The sequence below is a fragment of the Oceanobacillus piezotolerans genome (genome assembly GCF_003665065.1).
GTDB lineage: Bacteria > Bacillota > Bacilli > Bacillales > Amphibacillaceae > Oceanobacillus > Oceanobacillus piezotolerans.
This window is the reverse complement of record NZ_RCHR01000004.1, coordinates 38,360-54,313: the sequence shown is the minus strand read 5'-3', so window position 1 is coordinate 54,313 and position 15,954 is coordinate 38,360. Positions and strand designations below refer to the sequence as shown.

Below are 15,954 nucleotides of genomic sequence, written 5' to 3'. Positions count from 1 at the left end.
ATAATATAACTAACATAAAACATACTAAACTTATAAGGATTATTTGATTTTGGAGGGGAGCCTTTGAGTAAGCCGATGTTTATTGAAGTAAAGGATGTATCAAAGTCATTTCGCAATAACGGAAAAGATGAGTTGATATTAAAGGATATCAATTTAAGTGTGAATCAAAGAGAAACCATAGCAATATTGGGACAAAGCGGTTGTGGGAAAAGTACTTTATTGAATATTATTGGAGGATTTGAACCAGCTAATGTGGGGCAAGTTTTGCTGGATGGAAAGGAAGTAACAAAGCCTAGTAAGAAAAGTGTGATGCTATTTCAACATTATGGACTGCTGCCATGGCGATCTGTATTGAAAAACGTTGAATTAGGATTGGAAGATAGTAATCTATCAAAAGAGGAACGAAAGAAGCAGGCGTATCATTATGTGGAATTGGTAGGACTAGGGGATAAAGCGAATCATTTTCCACGCCAATTATCTGGAGGAATGCAACAACGCGTCTCGATTGCACGTGCACTTGCCATTGAGCCAGACGTATTGCTAATGGATGAGCCGTTTGGCGCATTGGATACATTCAATCGCTATTATTTGCAGGACGAATTGATTCGCATTCAGCAGGAAATGAAGACAACCATTATCATTGTTACCCATGACATTGATGAAGCAATTTATTTAGCTGATCGAGTCGTTGTAATGGGAAAGGAACCTGGAAGAATTCAGCGTGAAATTGTTATTGATTCCTATAAACCAAGAGATCGAAGCGGGGATGAATTTCAATATTACCGAAAACAAATCCTTCAAGAATTCCATCTAAACAGCTCAAAACCACCATTGGAGTATCATATTTAGGGGAGAGAAATAGATTGAAGAAAAGCGTTTTACTGACCTTAGGCCTAATCAGTCTTGTATTCGTTGTAAGTGCTTGCGGCTTTACAGCAACAGAGGACAAGGAAGAGATTCCAACCATTAAAATTGGCTATTTGCCAATCACCCATGCGATACCTTTGTATCTTCAAGATGAGATAGTCACTCAAGGTGAGCAAGATTATAAAATCGAACTGGTAAAATTCCCATCATGGCCAGATTTAATGGATGCTTTAAACACCGGCAGAATTGACGGGGCTTCCGTACTGGTAGCAGTTGCAATGAAAGCAAAGGAACTGGGAATTGACTTGAAGGCAGTAGCACTTGGTCACAGGGATGGGAATGTCATCATTGCTGGAAATGACATTCACAATGTTCAAGATTTAAAAGGAAAAAGCTTCGCCATCCCGCATAAACTATCTACTCATAATGTGCTTTTATATGAAATGTTAACACGAGAAGGGATGCAATATGATGATGTGAATGTAATAGAAATGACACCTGCAGAAATGCCAGCAGCCTTAGCGGAAAATCGGATTGCAGGTTATGTTGTTGCTGAACCATTTGGCGCACAATCGGTTGTCATGGATAATGGGCATGTCCTTTACCAATCAGAGGAGCTTTGGCAAAACTCAGTTGATTGTGCAATCGTATTGCGGCAAGAATTTATGGAAGAAAATAGTGATCTCGCCCAGGCATTTATGAACAGTTATGTAGAGGCAGGAAATCAAGCGCAGCAGAAAGATGAACATGTGTATGAAGTTTCGTCGAAATTTATGAAAGTGGATGAAACGGTTATGGATTTATCTTTAAAATGGATTGCCTATGATAATTTACGTATTAATGAACAAGACTATAGCAAATTAAGTGACTATTTAATAGAGATGGGATTGTCAAAAAAACCGCCAGCTTATGAAGATTTCGTTGATAATTCTCTGATTGATGAGGCGATGTGAAAAAAATGAAAAAAATAGGAAATAATACATTAAATATTATTTTAGGTGTCCTTATTATTCTAGCAATATGGCAAATCACGGTAATGATTACCGATATCGAGGAAGCATTATTACCTACTCCAGTTATGGTGTGGGAAGCGATTGTCTCACTAGTTACAAGTGGAGCTTTATTTGAACATTTAAAGGTGAGTTTAGGAAGATTCGCAGTTGGTTATATTGCTGCAGCTATTCTAGCTGTAATATTGGGCCTATTCTTAGGGAGGATGGATAGGCTGTGGGCAGTACTTGATCCAATTGTTCAGGTGTTAAGACCCGTCGCACCGATTGCATGGTCTCCGTTTATTGTACTTTGGTTTGGGATTGGTAATGCGCCGGCAATAGTGATTATCTTTATAGCAGCGTTTTTCCCGATTTTACTTACAACCGTTTCAGGGGTTAAAAACGTGGATACCACTTATTTAAAACTGGCTAGCAATTTAGAAATCAAACAACCGCAATTAATGACAAAGATTATTTTTCCAGCAGCCTTTCCAGCTATTACAAGTGGACTTCATATTGGGGTGGGGACTGCTTGGATATTCTTAGTATCAGGTGAAATGGTGGGAGCACAATCTGGATTAGGGTACTTAATCGTGGATGCCCGAAACTTACTGCGGCTTGACTTAGTGTTGGCGGGAATTATTTTCATCGGAGTTTGCGGGCTGCTAATCGATAGAGCGATACGCCTTTTAGAAAGATGGGTAGAAATGCAATGGGGGATGTCATCAAAGGAGTAAAAAAAGCAAAAACATTACACCGTTTTTGCTTTTTCCTCCGTATGGTCCACTTTCAAAACAGCTAAGTCATCAACCATTTCGTCACAATGAGAGCAATAATAAGTGATATCGACTTGGGTGTTGCATTTCTCATGGACTAGAGTTTTATAACATTTTTCCAAATGTTTTTCGCCCCAATTGATAAACGCATGAAAGACATGTTCTAAATCTTTGCCACTTTGCGTTAAGGTGTATGCATATCTTGGGGGATGGTTGGAGTAAAGAGCGGAAGTAACAAGTCCACTTTCCTCTAGGTATTTCAACCGTTCTGATAATAGGTTGGAGGAAATACCATTTAATGCACTTTTAATATCATTAAATTTTGTATTTCCGATTAATATTTCATGAACAATTAACAATGTCCAGCGGTCTCCAACAATATTCAAAGTTTGAGCAATATTACAAGGTAAATTATAAACTGATTTCATAAATAGACCCCCATCTTTCTACATTTTCAATATATATAGTAAATGATAACATAAAAAACATTTATAAAAGTAAGTTGATTTATTTAACTTAGTATAATAAAATAACTTTAAGAAAGTTTACTAAAACAATAGGAATTATCTGTTTAAGGTAATTCCGAAAAAGGGAGAGTTGAAAATGGGTTTATATTTAGTGGAAGCGAATTTAAGTGGAGAAGTGAACGACAAAGCGAGCTTTGAGGAGAAGGTTTCCCAATTAGTAAACAATGGGGGTAACGAGTTAATCGAAGTACAAGTAGCGAAAGATTTCTCAAGAGCATTCTTTATTTTTGAAGCAGATAATAGTGAAGCGCTTGAAGCTAGCATCAAAAATCAAGGTGTTAATGTGGAGCTTGTAAAGGAAGTAAGATTAGTAGGGAAAGATTTAGATGAAGTGAAGAAGCAATCGGATAAAGTGAATTATCTTGTGCAATGGAATTTACCAGAAGATCTTACAATGGATGCATATTTAGCGAGAAAGAAAAAGAATTCCGTTCATTATGCCGAAGTACCAGAAGTATCCTTTGAAAGAACGTACGTGTGTGAGGATATGTCAAAATGTCTTTGCTTCTATGATGCACCAGATGAAGATGCTGTTAAGCGTGCACGTGAAGCAGTTCAAACACCAATTAGTTCTATTACTGAAATTAACAACTAAACCTTGCCTGTCCTCTGAAGTTCTTTAAGGAACTTCAGAGGTTTCATACATTCATGTAAGGGCAGCAAACGGGATGAACAATGGGAGGTAATGCAAGTGATCATGGCAAGAGAAGGGAATACAATGGTACTGGATTCTATTATTAAAGAGGATCTTAAGCCATTGGTTAAAAAAATTGATTCTGAGGCTTTTTATGCCGAGGATTATTTATTAAAGATTGGAAAACATGGATTATTTAATTCGGATGGGCAATCCGAAAGTGATACTTTAAAAAAAGAACTAGAAATAGTGGAGAAAACTTCGGAAGCTTGTATGACAACGGGATTTAATGTTTGGTGCCATTTAGCCGCTTTAACCTATTTACGTCAAAGTGACAATGACTATCTTAAAAATGAATTACTTCCTCTATTTGAAAATGGAGAGCTCTTAGGTGGTACTGGTTTGTCCAATCCCATGAAATTCTATTCTGGATTAGAACGACTGCATTTAAAGGCAGAACGTAAAGCTGGAGGATATCTGCTAAATGGAAACTTAGGATCTGTCTCCAATTTAAATAAAGATCATTGGTTTGGTGTTATTGCTGCTGTTGAGGATGGCAAGGAAATCATGGCTTTTGTTCCCTGTGATGCGGAGGGATTAGATTTAAAAGAAAAGACAGATTACATTGGAGTGAATGGAAGCGCAACCTATGCATGTAAATTTAAGGATGTGTTTATTGCAGATAACTTGATTATCTCAAAGAATGCAGAGGAGTTTGTAGATGAAATTCGCCCTGCCTTTATTATGTATCAAATCCCACTCGGATTAGGAGTAACTTCTGCAGCCATTCAATCAATGAAGAAGGCTCCGAAAAAGCAAGGTGGCATAAATAAATTTTTGAATATTCAACCAGAGGATATAGAAGATAAATACCTTGCACTTAAACAAGAGTTAAATCGTTTAGCTGAAAGTAAGAATTTAAAGAACCATTTATCTGAAATTCTAAAGCTCAGACTGGAAGTAGCGCAGTTAACAATAGAAGCAGTGCACGGAGATATGCTTCACTATGGGGGAGCGGCATACCTTAAGAAAAGTAATCCCTCAAGAAGATTAAGAGAATCCTATTTTCTCCTAAATTTAACTCCAACAGTAAAACATCTGGAAAAATTACTTTCCGATGGACCAAAGGAAAGTTCTTCTGTTTCATGAATGGGTGAAACGGAGGGGCTTTTTTTGCGTTCTGTACTAAAGGTCGCTAGAAAAACTAAGAGGAGAAAATTCTCTAGAGTTACATTTAATAATAGAAGAAAACAAGCGAAAATATAAGAAATATCGAGGTGGGCTCGTTTTCATTTCCATTGTTCTCGCTTACATGACCAAAGTTATCGTTTTCATCGACTTTGTAATATTTTGCCTAATATCCCATAATAAAGATAACAAAAAAGGAGGAATTTAATTGAAAAAGACAATTACTAAACTATTCGCTGCATATGTACAACCATACGAAAATTTAAACCGCGACATCATTAACGAAGCTAGAAAAATAAGATTATAAAAAGTGAGGGCAATTGATATGACTCTAATAGAAATCTATCAAAGTGATCCAAAAAACCGATTCTAATCAGGTAAGTAGAATCGGTTTTTTGTATGCTTACACTCTGATTAACTGAGCGGCCTGCTGTATTGAATATACCTAGTGGAATGCAAGATAGCGATTAATGTTTATTCCTCGAATGTAATCTCCTCATAGAAATTCATCCTTTGAAAAAGTGCAACACTTCAAGAAGACATCTTTGATCAAAAAAATAGAGATGTCTTTTTCTTATTGAGAATTAATACATTTTTTGTCACAAACCGCTTTCTTACCTCGTCTTGTTAATGAAAGTAATTGAGGAGGTTTTTAAGATGACAAAAGAATGGGATGTTGTAATCATTGGTGGAGGATTGTCTGGGCTTATTGCAGCAAATTATTTAGCTCATAAGCGTCTTTCAGTGTTAGTAATGGAAAAGGCAAATCAAATAGGAGGTAGAGCTGCTACTAAAATCGTCGACCACCAATATTTTAATCTTGGTCCACATGCTCTTTATAAAACAGGTCCTGCAAAAGGAATCTTAGAAGAGCTTGGCGTGCAACTGAAAGGGAAGTCACCAAACTTAGGTGGCAGCCTGATTGAAGATGATAAGCAGTATCTGGCACCTTTTACGCCATTGGGGGTTCTAACGACACGCCTGTTTCATTGGAAGGAGCGGATAGAGTGGGTAGGAGTGCTAATGAAGTTAAAGCGTGTTGATTCAGCTCATTTACATGAGCAATCCTTCAAGGTATGGGTAGAGAAAGTAGCCACATCCAAAAATGTGCAAAACCTGCTTTTTCTGCTCGGCAGACTTGCCACTTATTGCAACAAACCTGAGATGACAAGTGCGAAGGTCATTATTGGTCACTTGAAACATGTTATGCGAGGAGTGATCTATATAGATGGTGGCTGGCAAACCATTATAGATCAGCTTTATCAAAAAGCAGTAGCCAACGGGGTAGAATTTCAAACAAGTACTGTTGTGAAACAAATTGACCAAGTGCATCAGGATAAGATACAATTATTAACAACTAATAATGACAGAATTATCGGAAAATACGTCGTGTATTCTGCCTCTCCGATGAAGCTTTCTCAGTTGGTGGGAGATAGGGTTTGGCTCCCAGCTTTTCTCAGACAATGCGAACCAGTAAAGGGAGCAACACTTGATGTTGCTTTAAGAGAACTTCCTAATCCAAAAAACCTGTTTTCGCTAGGATTCACTACTCCTATCTATTACTCTGTTCATTCCCCATATGCCAAACTTTCTGACAGTGCAAATAGTGCAATCTTACACGTATTTAAATATCTCGAACCAGACCAAGTAGTGGACAGCAGAAGCACGAGAGTAGAGCTGGAAGACTTTTTAGAAAGAGTGCAGCCTGGCTGGCGTGAGAAAGTGATTACGGCTCGCTTTTTACCCCATATTATTGTCAATCAGCGATTGCCTATGGTAGGGGATAAACTCAGTCATAAAATGGGAATATTAAATTTATTATTAGCAGGGGATTGGGCAGATCCCGATTCAATCTTATCTGACGGGGCAGCCGCCAGCGGGAAAAGAGTGGCAGAAGAAATTATAAGAATGGAAAAGAGGAGTCTGCATGGAAATAACGAGCGAGGATTACATGCAATATAAGCCATTATTATTTTCTTTGGGATATAGGATGCTAGGTTCGGTTGCAGAAGCAGAAGATGTAGTGCACGAGACGTTCTTAAAAGCTTATCAGCTTAAAGGAACAATGATAGAGAATAAAAAAGCATACCTTTGTAAAATCTTAACAAATCGCTGTTTAGATATTTTAAAATCTGTACGAATGAAACGGATGGATTACGTTGGACCTTGGAATCCAGAGCCATTATTGCTGGATCAATCTAACGATAATAACCCTCCGGAGATACTATTGCAAAGGGAGGGATTGAGTATAGCGTACTTGCGGTTAATGGAAAACCTAAAGCCGGATGAGCGAGCAGTTCTCTTGCTTAGACAGGTATTTGAATTTTCATATCAAGAGATTGCAAGTATGGTTGAGAAAAAAGAGTCAAATTGTAGGCAGATTTTTAGCAGAGCAAAACGGAAGATGACTCGGGTTGAAGAAGAAAGTTTAAGTTACGAGAGTAATAAATTGATTGTAAATCGCTTTATTGAAGCCTTTCAGCTACAGGACATGGAAACTTTGTTAGAGTTAGTATCCAACAATGTGACTTTGTATTCCGATGGTGGCGGGAAAGTTACAGCAGCTACAAGACCAATCATCTCTTTTGACAGGGTTATGGCATTATTATTCGGGATTATCAAGAAGGTGCCAGCGGACTTTCGGTTTGAGTTAAAGAATGCAAATCAGCAGCCAGCTATTTTTATTTTTATAACCGGTAAGCTTCATAGTGTGATTAGCTTTTATATAAATAAGGAAAAGATAATAGATATTTATATGACAATGAATCCTGAAAAATTGCCATGTTCTGAGAAGGAATACAGCCGAAATGGTGACTTAAAATGAGAATGAAATCCGTTTTAAGCTCCTAGCTAGTCGAAACGGTAACTCATTGAGCCGATGAACGCCCGAATTAGAGTCGATGCAGCTCAACCGGTCACTCATGAAGCGGCTGAACGCCCAACACAGCTTCGTAGCACCTCAAACAGTCACTCATACAACAGATAAAAGCCCATCTTAAAAGCATAGCTTCTAAAACAGGCTTTCACTTGGTTTAACGTCACGAATCATAATACCTTATTCAAAAATGCCTTTGTTCTCTCGTTTTGGGGATTAGAGAAAATGTTCTCGGGAGTGTCCGCTTCCATAATTACTCCTTGGTCCATAAAAAGAACGCGGTCTGCTACTTCTCGAGCAAAGCCCATCTCATGGGTTACGACGACCATTGTCATACCTTCTAATGCTAACTGTTTCATAACTTCCAAAACTTCTCCCACGAGTTCAGGATCGAGGGCAGAGGTCGGCTCATCAAATAACATTAACTTCGGCTCCATTGCTAATGCTCTAGCAATCGCCACACGTTGCTGCTGTCCTCCAGAAAGCTGGGATGGATATTGGTCTGCTTTTTCCAACAGTCCTACTTTCTCTAGTAATTTCATTCCTCGTTCTCTTGCTTCCTGACTTGAAATCTTCCGTACTTTTTCTGGGGCGAGCATAACATTCTGGATAACAGTCTTATGAGGGAATAAATTAAATTGCTGAAACACCATTCCCACTTCGGTGCGGACTTTATTGATATTGGTTTTTTTGTCATTTAGGTTAAAACCATCGACGATAACTTCTCCGCTGGTAATGGTTTCCAACACGTTGAGGCAGCGGAGAAATGTACTTTTTCCGGATCCACTTGGACCGATAACACAAACTACCTCGGAGGGCTTGATTTCACAGTTAATCCCTTTTAATACTTCGTTATCGCCAAATTTCTTATGTAAATCTTTTACAGTAATCATTGAACATCCAACCTTCTTTCAATATAGCGTAAAACATAGGATAGTGTTAAGGTGATTGCTAGATAAAATACAGCAACAGTAGTATAAATTTCTACGGCGTTAAAATAGTTTGATGCGATTAATCTCCCTTGGAACATAAGCTCCGGTACAAGAATTACCGATAATAGAGAGGTATCCTTAATACTGATGATAAACTGGTTTCCGAGTGGAGGAATCATTCGTTTAAATGCTTGTGGCCATACAATATAGCGCATGGTTTGATGATGGGTAAGGCCAAGAGACCGTCCTGCTTCTACCTGTCCTTTATCAATGGATTGTACGGAGCCGCGAACAACCTCGGCAATATACGCGCCTGAATTTATCCCGATTACAACAATACCTGCCGTGACAGATTCCATATTATAGCCTGTAATCAACGGAAGTGCGAAGAAAATCCAAATTGCTTGCACTAACACCGGTGTCCCACGGATAACTTCAATATAAAATGAGGATATACCATAATAGAATTTATTTCTAGAAATACGTCCTAAGCCAAAAATGGCACCTAGGATAAATCCGATAAGCAGTCCAATTATAGAAATTAATAAAGTATAGTAAAGACCTGTCCCAAGCTCGGGTAAAAATTCGAGTACTCCGGCCCAATTAAATTGTCCAATCATTCTTTCACTCCTTAGATTGAAATCAGGCTTATCCTCAAGGAGATAAGCCTGATTCAAATTCGTTGTTTAGTAGCTATCCCTATAACATTCTAATTATTCTTCTGCTGCGCCAAACCATTTTTCATAGATTTCATCATAGGTTCCATTTTCCTTAAGTGTCGCCAGTGCATCATTAATTGCACTTACTAGATCTTCATTTCCTTTGGTTATTGCAATTCCATAGTCTTCTGCTTGATAAAGTTCATCGATTGATTTGAGTTTTCCCTCACCAGTAGTTGAGATATAGTAGTTCACGTTAGGTGCATCATAAACGACAGCATCTGCACTGCCATTTTCAACAGCTAAGTAAACTTGATCCAATTGTTCATATTCGTTAAGGGTAACATCATCTAAATTCTCCCTTATAAAATTGGCACTAGTTGAACCCAGGCGGGTTGCAACGGTTTTACCCTCTAAATCCTCTAACGATTGAATATCCTCGTTATCAATTGGGACGCCAATCGTGATACCAGATTCATAGTATGGATCACTATAGTCAATCACCTTTGCTCTATCTTCCGTAATACTAATACCAGCTATGGCAATTTCAAATTGGCCAGTTTGCAGTCCAGGTATAATTCCGTCAAAGTTTGTTGTTTCAATTTCTCCTCCTGCAATTTCAAAGCCAGCTTCTTCGGCAATTGCGTTAATGATTTCAATATCAAATCCTTGAAGCTCCCCATTTTCCACGAACTCAAATGGTACGAAAGAGTTATCACTAACCACTGTATAGGAATCATTTAAATCATATTCTGCTGCATCCGAAGCACCATTCTCCTCGGAAGATGTCTCCTCGCCGCTGCCACAAGCAGCTAATAAAAGTACAAGACCCATTGAAATAAGTGCAGTGATTCTCCATTTCCAATTTCTTAATATCACTTCATCAAACCCCCTTCTGTTTTTTAAACAATGATAGTGGTAAAGAAAACTTGTGCCCATAATAGTATCAAACTTTACATTATTTGGAAAATTTATTTTTTAATCATATTAACCAAAGAATCAGAAATTTTAACCCTGAAAGAAGATTAGAATGGAAATGCTTAGTTTTATTAGGAATTCCTTCCGAATACCAACAATAGCCTGTTCTTGCTAGGCTAATAGGTTGCTAAATGTGGTTGGTATAGTCTATTACTCACAGTTAGTTTTTATGCTAAGTAATAATCTTTAGTGGTCAACGTCGATTTTTGTCAGAGAAAGTAAATTTTTTTCATTCTTTTCTACTAAAAAAATTTATATCAATCTTATATCTATTTAATACTCCTTTGCTAGGATGTAGCTAGTGAATAGGAGAGGGGGAAATTTATCCTTTATAAAGGATGTTCAAAGGCCTGGTAAAAAAGACACCAGAGTTTTCTGGTTAGCTTGATTTTTTTATTTATTATGTAAAATCTTGAAATTTAAAGGACTTTTTAAATTTAATCAAGAATCTTCTATCTATAAAATAAACAGGGAGGGATAATAATGAATCGAAAATGGACGACGAGTATTTTAGCTGCTTTACTTGCCTTTTCAACTTTTGTTCCGTCTGTAGGCGCCGGGCAAAATCCAATATCAGATGTTCGTTCTGCATCCTCAGATAGAACGGAACCGATTATAACGGTTGGTCCAGCTGGGAAGACCATTGTTTCGAATGAAGACACGACGAAAATTGGACCAGGTGTTGAATTAACACAATTTGAACGCTTGGATGCACGTGGCTGGTTAAATGGGGAAGTGATGACAATTGATTTATCTAATCAAGCCATTTCTACTGATCTCCTTTATCCAGGAGTGATTACCGATTCAGAGCCAGTATCAAAGATGGCAAAAGAGTCAGGTGCAATAGCAGGAGTAAATGGAGACTTCTTTGATATTAATAATACAAAAGCTCCATCGGGATCGATGATTAAGAATGGTACGCTATTAAAGGGACCACAAGGATCACATACATTAACTGCGGGTGTAGATCAAGAAGGGATTGGTGCGATATCCAATATCTTCCTTGAAGGTACAGTTTCACTTCCAAGTGGAAAGTACGAACTGCAAGCTTTAAATCAATCTAGTATTCCAGCAAATGGAATTGGACTTTATAATTCGGTTTGGGGCCAAGCACAAAGGCCAAATGCTGGTGCTTCTGTCTATGAAGTAACAGTTCATAATGGAGAAGTTATCGCTGTATCCAATGAAGTTGGAAGGGGGGAAATAGCCGAAGATTCTTATATTCTAGTAGGACGGGAATCTGGTGCAAATAAATTAAAAGAACTGGCTGTTGGTGATAAAGTCGGGATAGCTTATGCACCAAGAGTAGACGGGGAAAGTTTAATGGATTTTGCCATCGGTGGAAATGTAATTTTAGTAAAGGACGGACAAGTCCCTGAGAATATCGATGATAGTACAGCTGCACCAAGAACTTCGGTAGGTTTCTCTGAAGACGGGAAAACGATGATTCTGGCTGTGGTAGATGGTCGCCAAACGAACAGTCGTGGAATGACATATAAGGAACTAGGTTCGTTAATGAAGGAATATGGTGCTTATCAGGCATTGAACATTGATGGTGGCGGTTCTTCTACGATGGTTGCGAGAAAACCAGGGAATGAGGACGCAGAAGTCGTAAACGAACCATCAGATGGTGCTGAACGACATGTACCAAATGGAATCGGTGTATATGCTGAAGAAGGAAGCGGCGATTTAACCAACTTTGCAGTTGAAACGATTATAGAAGCTGACAATAGCTCTCGTGTGTTTCCTGGATTAAGCAGAAGTTTTGTTGGCTTAGGGCATGATGAAAATTACTTCCCTGTTGATGTTAACGGGATTAGATGGAAAGCATTACCGGCAGATGTCGGTTCATTCGATAAAGAGGGTGTGTTTACAGCGAAGAAATCTGGATACGCTGTAGCGCAAGCGCAAATTAAATCTGCCAAAGGAACAAAGGAAATTACTGTGCTAGGTGCGTTAGACCGAATCGAAACCTCCCAGTCCTACATAGGGCTTGAAATGGGAAGGTCAACTAGCTTCTTTGTAACAGGTTATGATAAAGATGGTTATTCTGCTCCAATAGAAGCGCGTGATATCGAGTTAGAATACAATGAATCTGTCATTTCCGTAGAGGAAAATCCAGATGGAAGTTTTATCGTAGAACCTCTACAGGACGGTGGAGCAACTACGATTAATGTAACGGTTCAAGATAAGATTACGAATCTTCCGGTTACAATCGGGCTTTCTACGGTTGAAATCTCTGATTTTGAAACTGAAAAAGGATGGTCCGTGACAAAATTTCCTGCAGCTGTTGGTGCTTCCATGGAAATGGTGGAAGGAAGAACAGGGAATGGTTTACAAGTAAACTATGATTTTTCAACTTCAACAGCTACTAGAGCAGCGTATTTGCAAGCTTCCCCGCGAATTGAACTTCCGGGTGATGTGCAGAAGATTGGATTATGGGTTCATGGCGATGGCAATGGTGCATGGTTGCGTACAGTACTAGAGGATGCTTCAGGGACAAATTATACATTAACTCTAGCTAATCAAGTGAATTGGACTGGTTGGAGATATGTGGAAACGACTTTGCCAGAGGGAATCCAGTATCCAGTGAAGTTATGGAGAATTTATCCAGTTGAAACAAATCGAAATGAACAATACAAGGGTCAGCTTATTTTTGATGATCTAACGGTAAAAGTACCTCCGTCTATTGAGAGTGGGGAAGAGAAGGTAACAACAGAAGATCCAATTATAATCCAGAACGAGACAATTGGAGATGATCGCTTTAGGTTTGCTGTATTATCAGATTCACAATTTGTGGCTCTTTCCCCAAACAGCCAGCAAGTCCAAATGGCTCGTCAGTCATTACGTGAAATAGTTGCTGAAAATCCGGATTTTCTAGTTATTAATGGAGATTTAGTTGATACGGCTTGGGAAGAAGATTTTGAGCTTGCGAAACAAGTTTTAGAAGAGGAAGTTGGAGATGCTTTCCCAATTTATTACACGCCTGGTAATCATGAAATTGCTGGTAGTGGCTCTTTAGATAACTTTAGAGCTGCATTTGGCGAAAACCGCTATACCTTTGACCACAAAGGAACAAGGTTTATCCTTTTGGATACGTCCACAGGAAGTTTGCGTACAAGTGATTTTGATCAGTTAATTGAATTACAAGCGTCGTTGGATTCGGCAGCAAATGATCCTTCGATTAATAATGTTGTGGTGGTAGGTCATCATCCAACACGTGATCCACTGCCAACGAAGAATAGTCAACTTTCTGATCGTAAGGAAGCGGAATTACTGGAGGATTGGTTAACGGAATTTCGTAAAGATTCCAATGGTAAAGGTGCCATGTATATAAGTGGACACGCCCACACGGTCAACTTAGAAAGGGTGGAAGGTGTGCCGTATATGGTGACAGGCTCTGCAGGAAAAGCACCATATGGTTCTCCTAATAATGGTGGCTTCTATGCGTGGACCTTGTTTGGTATCGATCCGACACCAATCCCAGACAAAGCCTTTGGTCCAGAAAAAGCTGCAGCTCAAGCTAAAGCAGCAGGTGCAGAATGGATTCAAGCGGAGGTTAGACCGATATTAGAATCCATCACGATGGATGCGCCGGCAGTAGTGGCTACTGGTGAAACGGTTTTAATTTCTGCAACAGGTCATCAAGCAGGGGATTTAAACTTCCCGCTAGGCTATCCTGCTTCTGTGATTTGGGAAGGAAGCGACAATGTATTTGTTGGTTCTGGTGAAGAATTAGAACGTGCTAAGAAATCAGATAAATATGCTGCTGTATTTAATATAGCTACCCGTGAATTAACGGCCCTTAAACAGGGGGAAGTTGCGATAACGGTTATTTCTAACAAGGTTGAAGTTAGTAAAGATATCGTAATTGAATAGGCAGTAAAGAAGCAAGCGGTTTGCCGCTTGCTTCTTCTCCTTTTAATCAAATTGATATTCTGCTAATGTGGTTACTATTTCGTCTTGAATCCCGTTGACCGAGCCCTCTAAGAAGTTATTATTTAGAATGGAGAAAATGAACTTTTCCCCTTCCTGAGTAGTAACATAGCCGGATAATGTAGATACGCTCGTTAAGGAACCGGTCTTCGCTATAACATTTCCTTCAGTTGGTTCACCTTTCAAGCGATTGCGGAGCGTTCCGCCAACCAAACGTTCAGATGCCCCTGCAACAGGTAAGGAATGTTCCAAATGTGTATACCACTCTCTATCCTGTACGGCATAAAGCAATTGCGTGAGATCGCTTGCTGGAATATAGTTTTTGTGTGACATGCCAGAACCATCACGAAGCAATATATGTGATTCATCCACACCTAGGCTAATTGCTACATCCTCTATCACTTCTAGCCCCTTTTCCCAGGAGCCTTCTTTATGAACAACCCTTCCCATTTCCTTTACTAAAACTTCCGCATGTCCATTGTTGCTTAACTTCATAAATGGTACGAGCAACTCATGTAATGGCATGGAATCTTTGGAAGTAAGGAGTGTTGCATCCTCTGGAGTTGCGCCATAGGTCACTTCTGAATTCCCAATCAAAGAAATGCCATTTTCTTCTAGTGATTGTTTAAAGACATCAAGTGCATAACCAGTCGGCTCCCACACCGATGCCCATGATCTTGATATACTTCCATCTGCAGGCATTTGTCCTTCAATAATGATATTGTTGGAGCCATGCTCTCTTTCGATGGATATGTTTTTGCTTTGCCCAGCTTGTACCATTTCAGTTTTGTTTATAATGTTCACGTAGTCTGTGTGGGGAGTGAGTTTTACTTTAGCTTGGTCACCATTTTTATTTGGTGTCACTTCCACAATGACTGTACCTGCATCATAGTCTTCATTTGGTGATAAGGTTAGCGCAGAGACCTGAGCCCCTGTATAATACGGCTCGTCCGACCAATTGAGATCAAGGGAAAGGCGAACATCATCATACCAAGTATCATCACCAATTAAATTCCCTTTAATTTTTGAAATTCCCTGCTCTTTTAATGCAGATGCCAGTTGGTCCAAATCCTCTTTTAATAAAGTTGGATCGCCTTTTCCTTTTAGGTAAAGGTTTCCTTGTAATACTTTACCTTTTACCACCCCATCTGTCAGCACTTCTGTAGAAAATTGATAATTTGGCCCTAATGTTTCCAGTGCTGCAGCAGCAGTTAAGAGCTTCATGTTGGAAGCAGGATGAAGTTGAATATTACCATCATGTGAATATATTTCTTCTCCTGTGTCTGCTTTTCGAACACTGATTCCTGTCACTGCACCATCAAGTCGTTCGTTTTTAAGAAGTGCATTAATTTGCTCCTCAAGAGAGCCGGCTGTTTCTTCTGCATTTGCGTTTTCCTCGGATGCATGTGGTTGTTCCCCATTTGTTGTGGAAATGACTACGGCAGACATTACTACCACGAAGAGGAACAAAGCAACATTAGCTTTTATTGCCTTCATAACTAATCACATCCTTTATTTTTAATGTTTTAATTATACATAACAATAAGAAAATATTTACTGTTTTCTAGAAAAATGATTCGAAAGACCTTG

The 15,954-nt window shown here is 38.9% G+C and carries 13 protein-coding genes; 8 read left to right on the top strand and 5 right to left on the bottom strand.

Going from position 1 to position 15,954, the window contains the following annotated elements; genetic code table 11:
• The first annotated feature begins 63 nt into the window (after nt 1-63).
• Genes D8M04_RS11905 through D8M04_RS11895 form a run of 3 tightly spaced genes read left to right on the top strand, consistent with a single transcriptional unit; the run spans nt 64 to nt 2,596 of the window.
• The gene (locus D8M04_RS11905) at nt 64-849 is read left to right on the top strand and encodes an ABC transporter ATP-binding protein (protein ID WP_121523262.1); all 786 of its coding nucleotides are present in this window, start codon (nt 64-66) and stop codon (nt 847-849) included.
• A gap of 14 nt (nt 850-863) precedes the next feature.
• Entirely contained in the window at nt 864-1,820 is a 957-nt protein-coding gene (locus tag D8M04_RS11900; protein ID WP_246001222.1) for an ABC transporter substrate-binding protein, read from the top strand.
• A gap of 5 nt (nt 1,821-1,825) precedes the next feature.
• Complete coding sequence (locus tag D8M04_RS11895) at nt 1,826-2,596, top strand: ABC transporter permease (protein ID WP_121523931.1); 771 nt, start codon at nt 1,826-1,828, stop codon at nt 2,594-2,596.
• 14 nt (nt 2,597-2,610) lie between these two features.
• On the opposite strand, the gene D8M04_RS11890 is transcribed toward D8M04_RS11895, so the two are convergent.
• Nucleotides 2,611-3,063, bottom strand: coding sequence for a winged helix-turn-helix transcriptional regulator (locus tag D8M04_RS11890; protein ID WP_121523260.1), 453 nt, complete (start codon nt 3,061-3,063; stop codon nt 2,611-2,613).
• A 175-nt stretch (nt 3,064-3,238) separates the two neighbouring features.
• Here D8M04_RS11890 and D8M04_RS11885 point away from each other — a divergent pair, with 175 nt between their 5' ends.
• The 4 genes from D8M04_RS11885 to D8M04_RS11870 all read left to right on the top strand — a co-directional run bounded on the left by D8M04_RS11885 (nt 3,239) and on the right by D8M04_RS11870 (nt 7,808).
• Complete coding sequence (locus D8M04_RS11885) at nt 3,239-3,757, top strand: DUF4242 domain-containing protein (protein WP_121523258.1); 519 nt, start codon at nt 3,239-3,241, stop codon at nt 3,755-3,757.
• Nucleotides 3,758-3,859: 102 nt separating this feature from the next.
• Entirely contained in the window at nt 3,860-4,945 is a 1,086-nt protein-coding gene (locus D8M04_RS11880; protein WP_121523927.1) for an acyl-CoA dehydrogenase family protein, read from the top strand.
• A 696-nt stretch (nt 4,946-5,641) separates the two neighbouring features.
• Entirely contained in the window at nt 5,642-6,946 is a 1,305-nt protein-coding gene (locus D8M04_RS11875) for a phytoene desaturase family protein (protein WP_121523256.1), read from the top strand.
• On the top strand, nt 6,912-7,808 hold the full coding sequence (locus D8M04_RS11870) for an RNA polymerase sigma-70 factor (protein WP_121523255.1): 897 nt from the start codon (nt 6,912-6,914) through the stop codon (nt 7,806-7,808). The genes D8M04_RS11875 and D8M04_RS11870 overlap by 35 nt, the downstream gene beginning before the upstream one ends.
• Before the next feature lie 221 nt (nt 7,809-8,029).
• Here the strand turns inward: D8M04_RS11870 and D8M04_RS11865 are convergent, their stop codons facing one another.
• The 3 genes from D8M04_RS11865 to D8M04_RS11855 form a co-directional block, all read right to left on the bottom strand.
• The gene (locus D8M04_RS11865) at nt 8,030-8,752 is read right to left on the bottom strand and encodes an amino acid ABC transporter ATP-binding protein (protein ID WP_121523253.1); all 723 of its coding nucleotides are present in this window, start codon (nt 8,750-8,752) and stop codon (nt 8,030-8,032) included.
• On the bottom strand, nt 8,749-9,411 hold the full coding sequence (locus D8M04_RS11860; RefSeq protein WP_121523251.1) for an amino acid ABC transporter permease: 663 nt from the start codon (nt 9,409-9,411) through the stop codon (nt 8,749-8,751). Before D8M04_RS11860 ends, D8M04_RS11865 begins: the two co-directional genes overlap by 4 nt.
• Nucleotides 9,412-9,504: 93 nt before the next feature.
• Nucleotides 9,505-10,329, bottom strand: a complete 825-nt coding sequence (locus D8M04_RS11855) for a transporter substrate-binding domain-containing protein (protein ID WP_342772648.1) — start codon at nt 10,327-10,329, stop codon at nt 9,505-9,507.
• Between the two features lie 582 nt (nt 10,330-10,911).
• Between D8M04_RS11855 and D8M04_RS11850 the strand changes: the two genes are divergently transcribed.
• Nucleotides 10,912-14,307, top strand: coding sequence for a phosphodiester glycosidase family protein (locus D8M04_RS11850; protein ID WP_121523248.1), 3,396 nt, complete (start codon nt 10,912-10,914; stop codon nt 14,305-14,307).
• A gap of 42 nt (nt 14,308-14,349) precedes the next feature.
• On the opposite strand, the gene dacB is transcribed toward D8M04_RS11850, so the two are convergent.
• On the bottom strand, nt 14,350-15,861 hold the full coding sequence (gene dacB, locus D8M04_RS11845) for a D-alanyl-D-alanine carboxypeptidase/D-alanyl-D-alanine endopeptidase (protein WP_121523247.1): 1,512 nt from the start codon (nt 15,859-15,861) through the stop codon (nt 14,350-14,352).
• Nucleotides 15,862-15,954 lie beyond the last annotated feature (93 nt).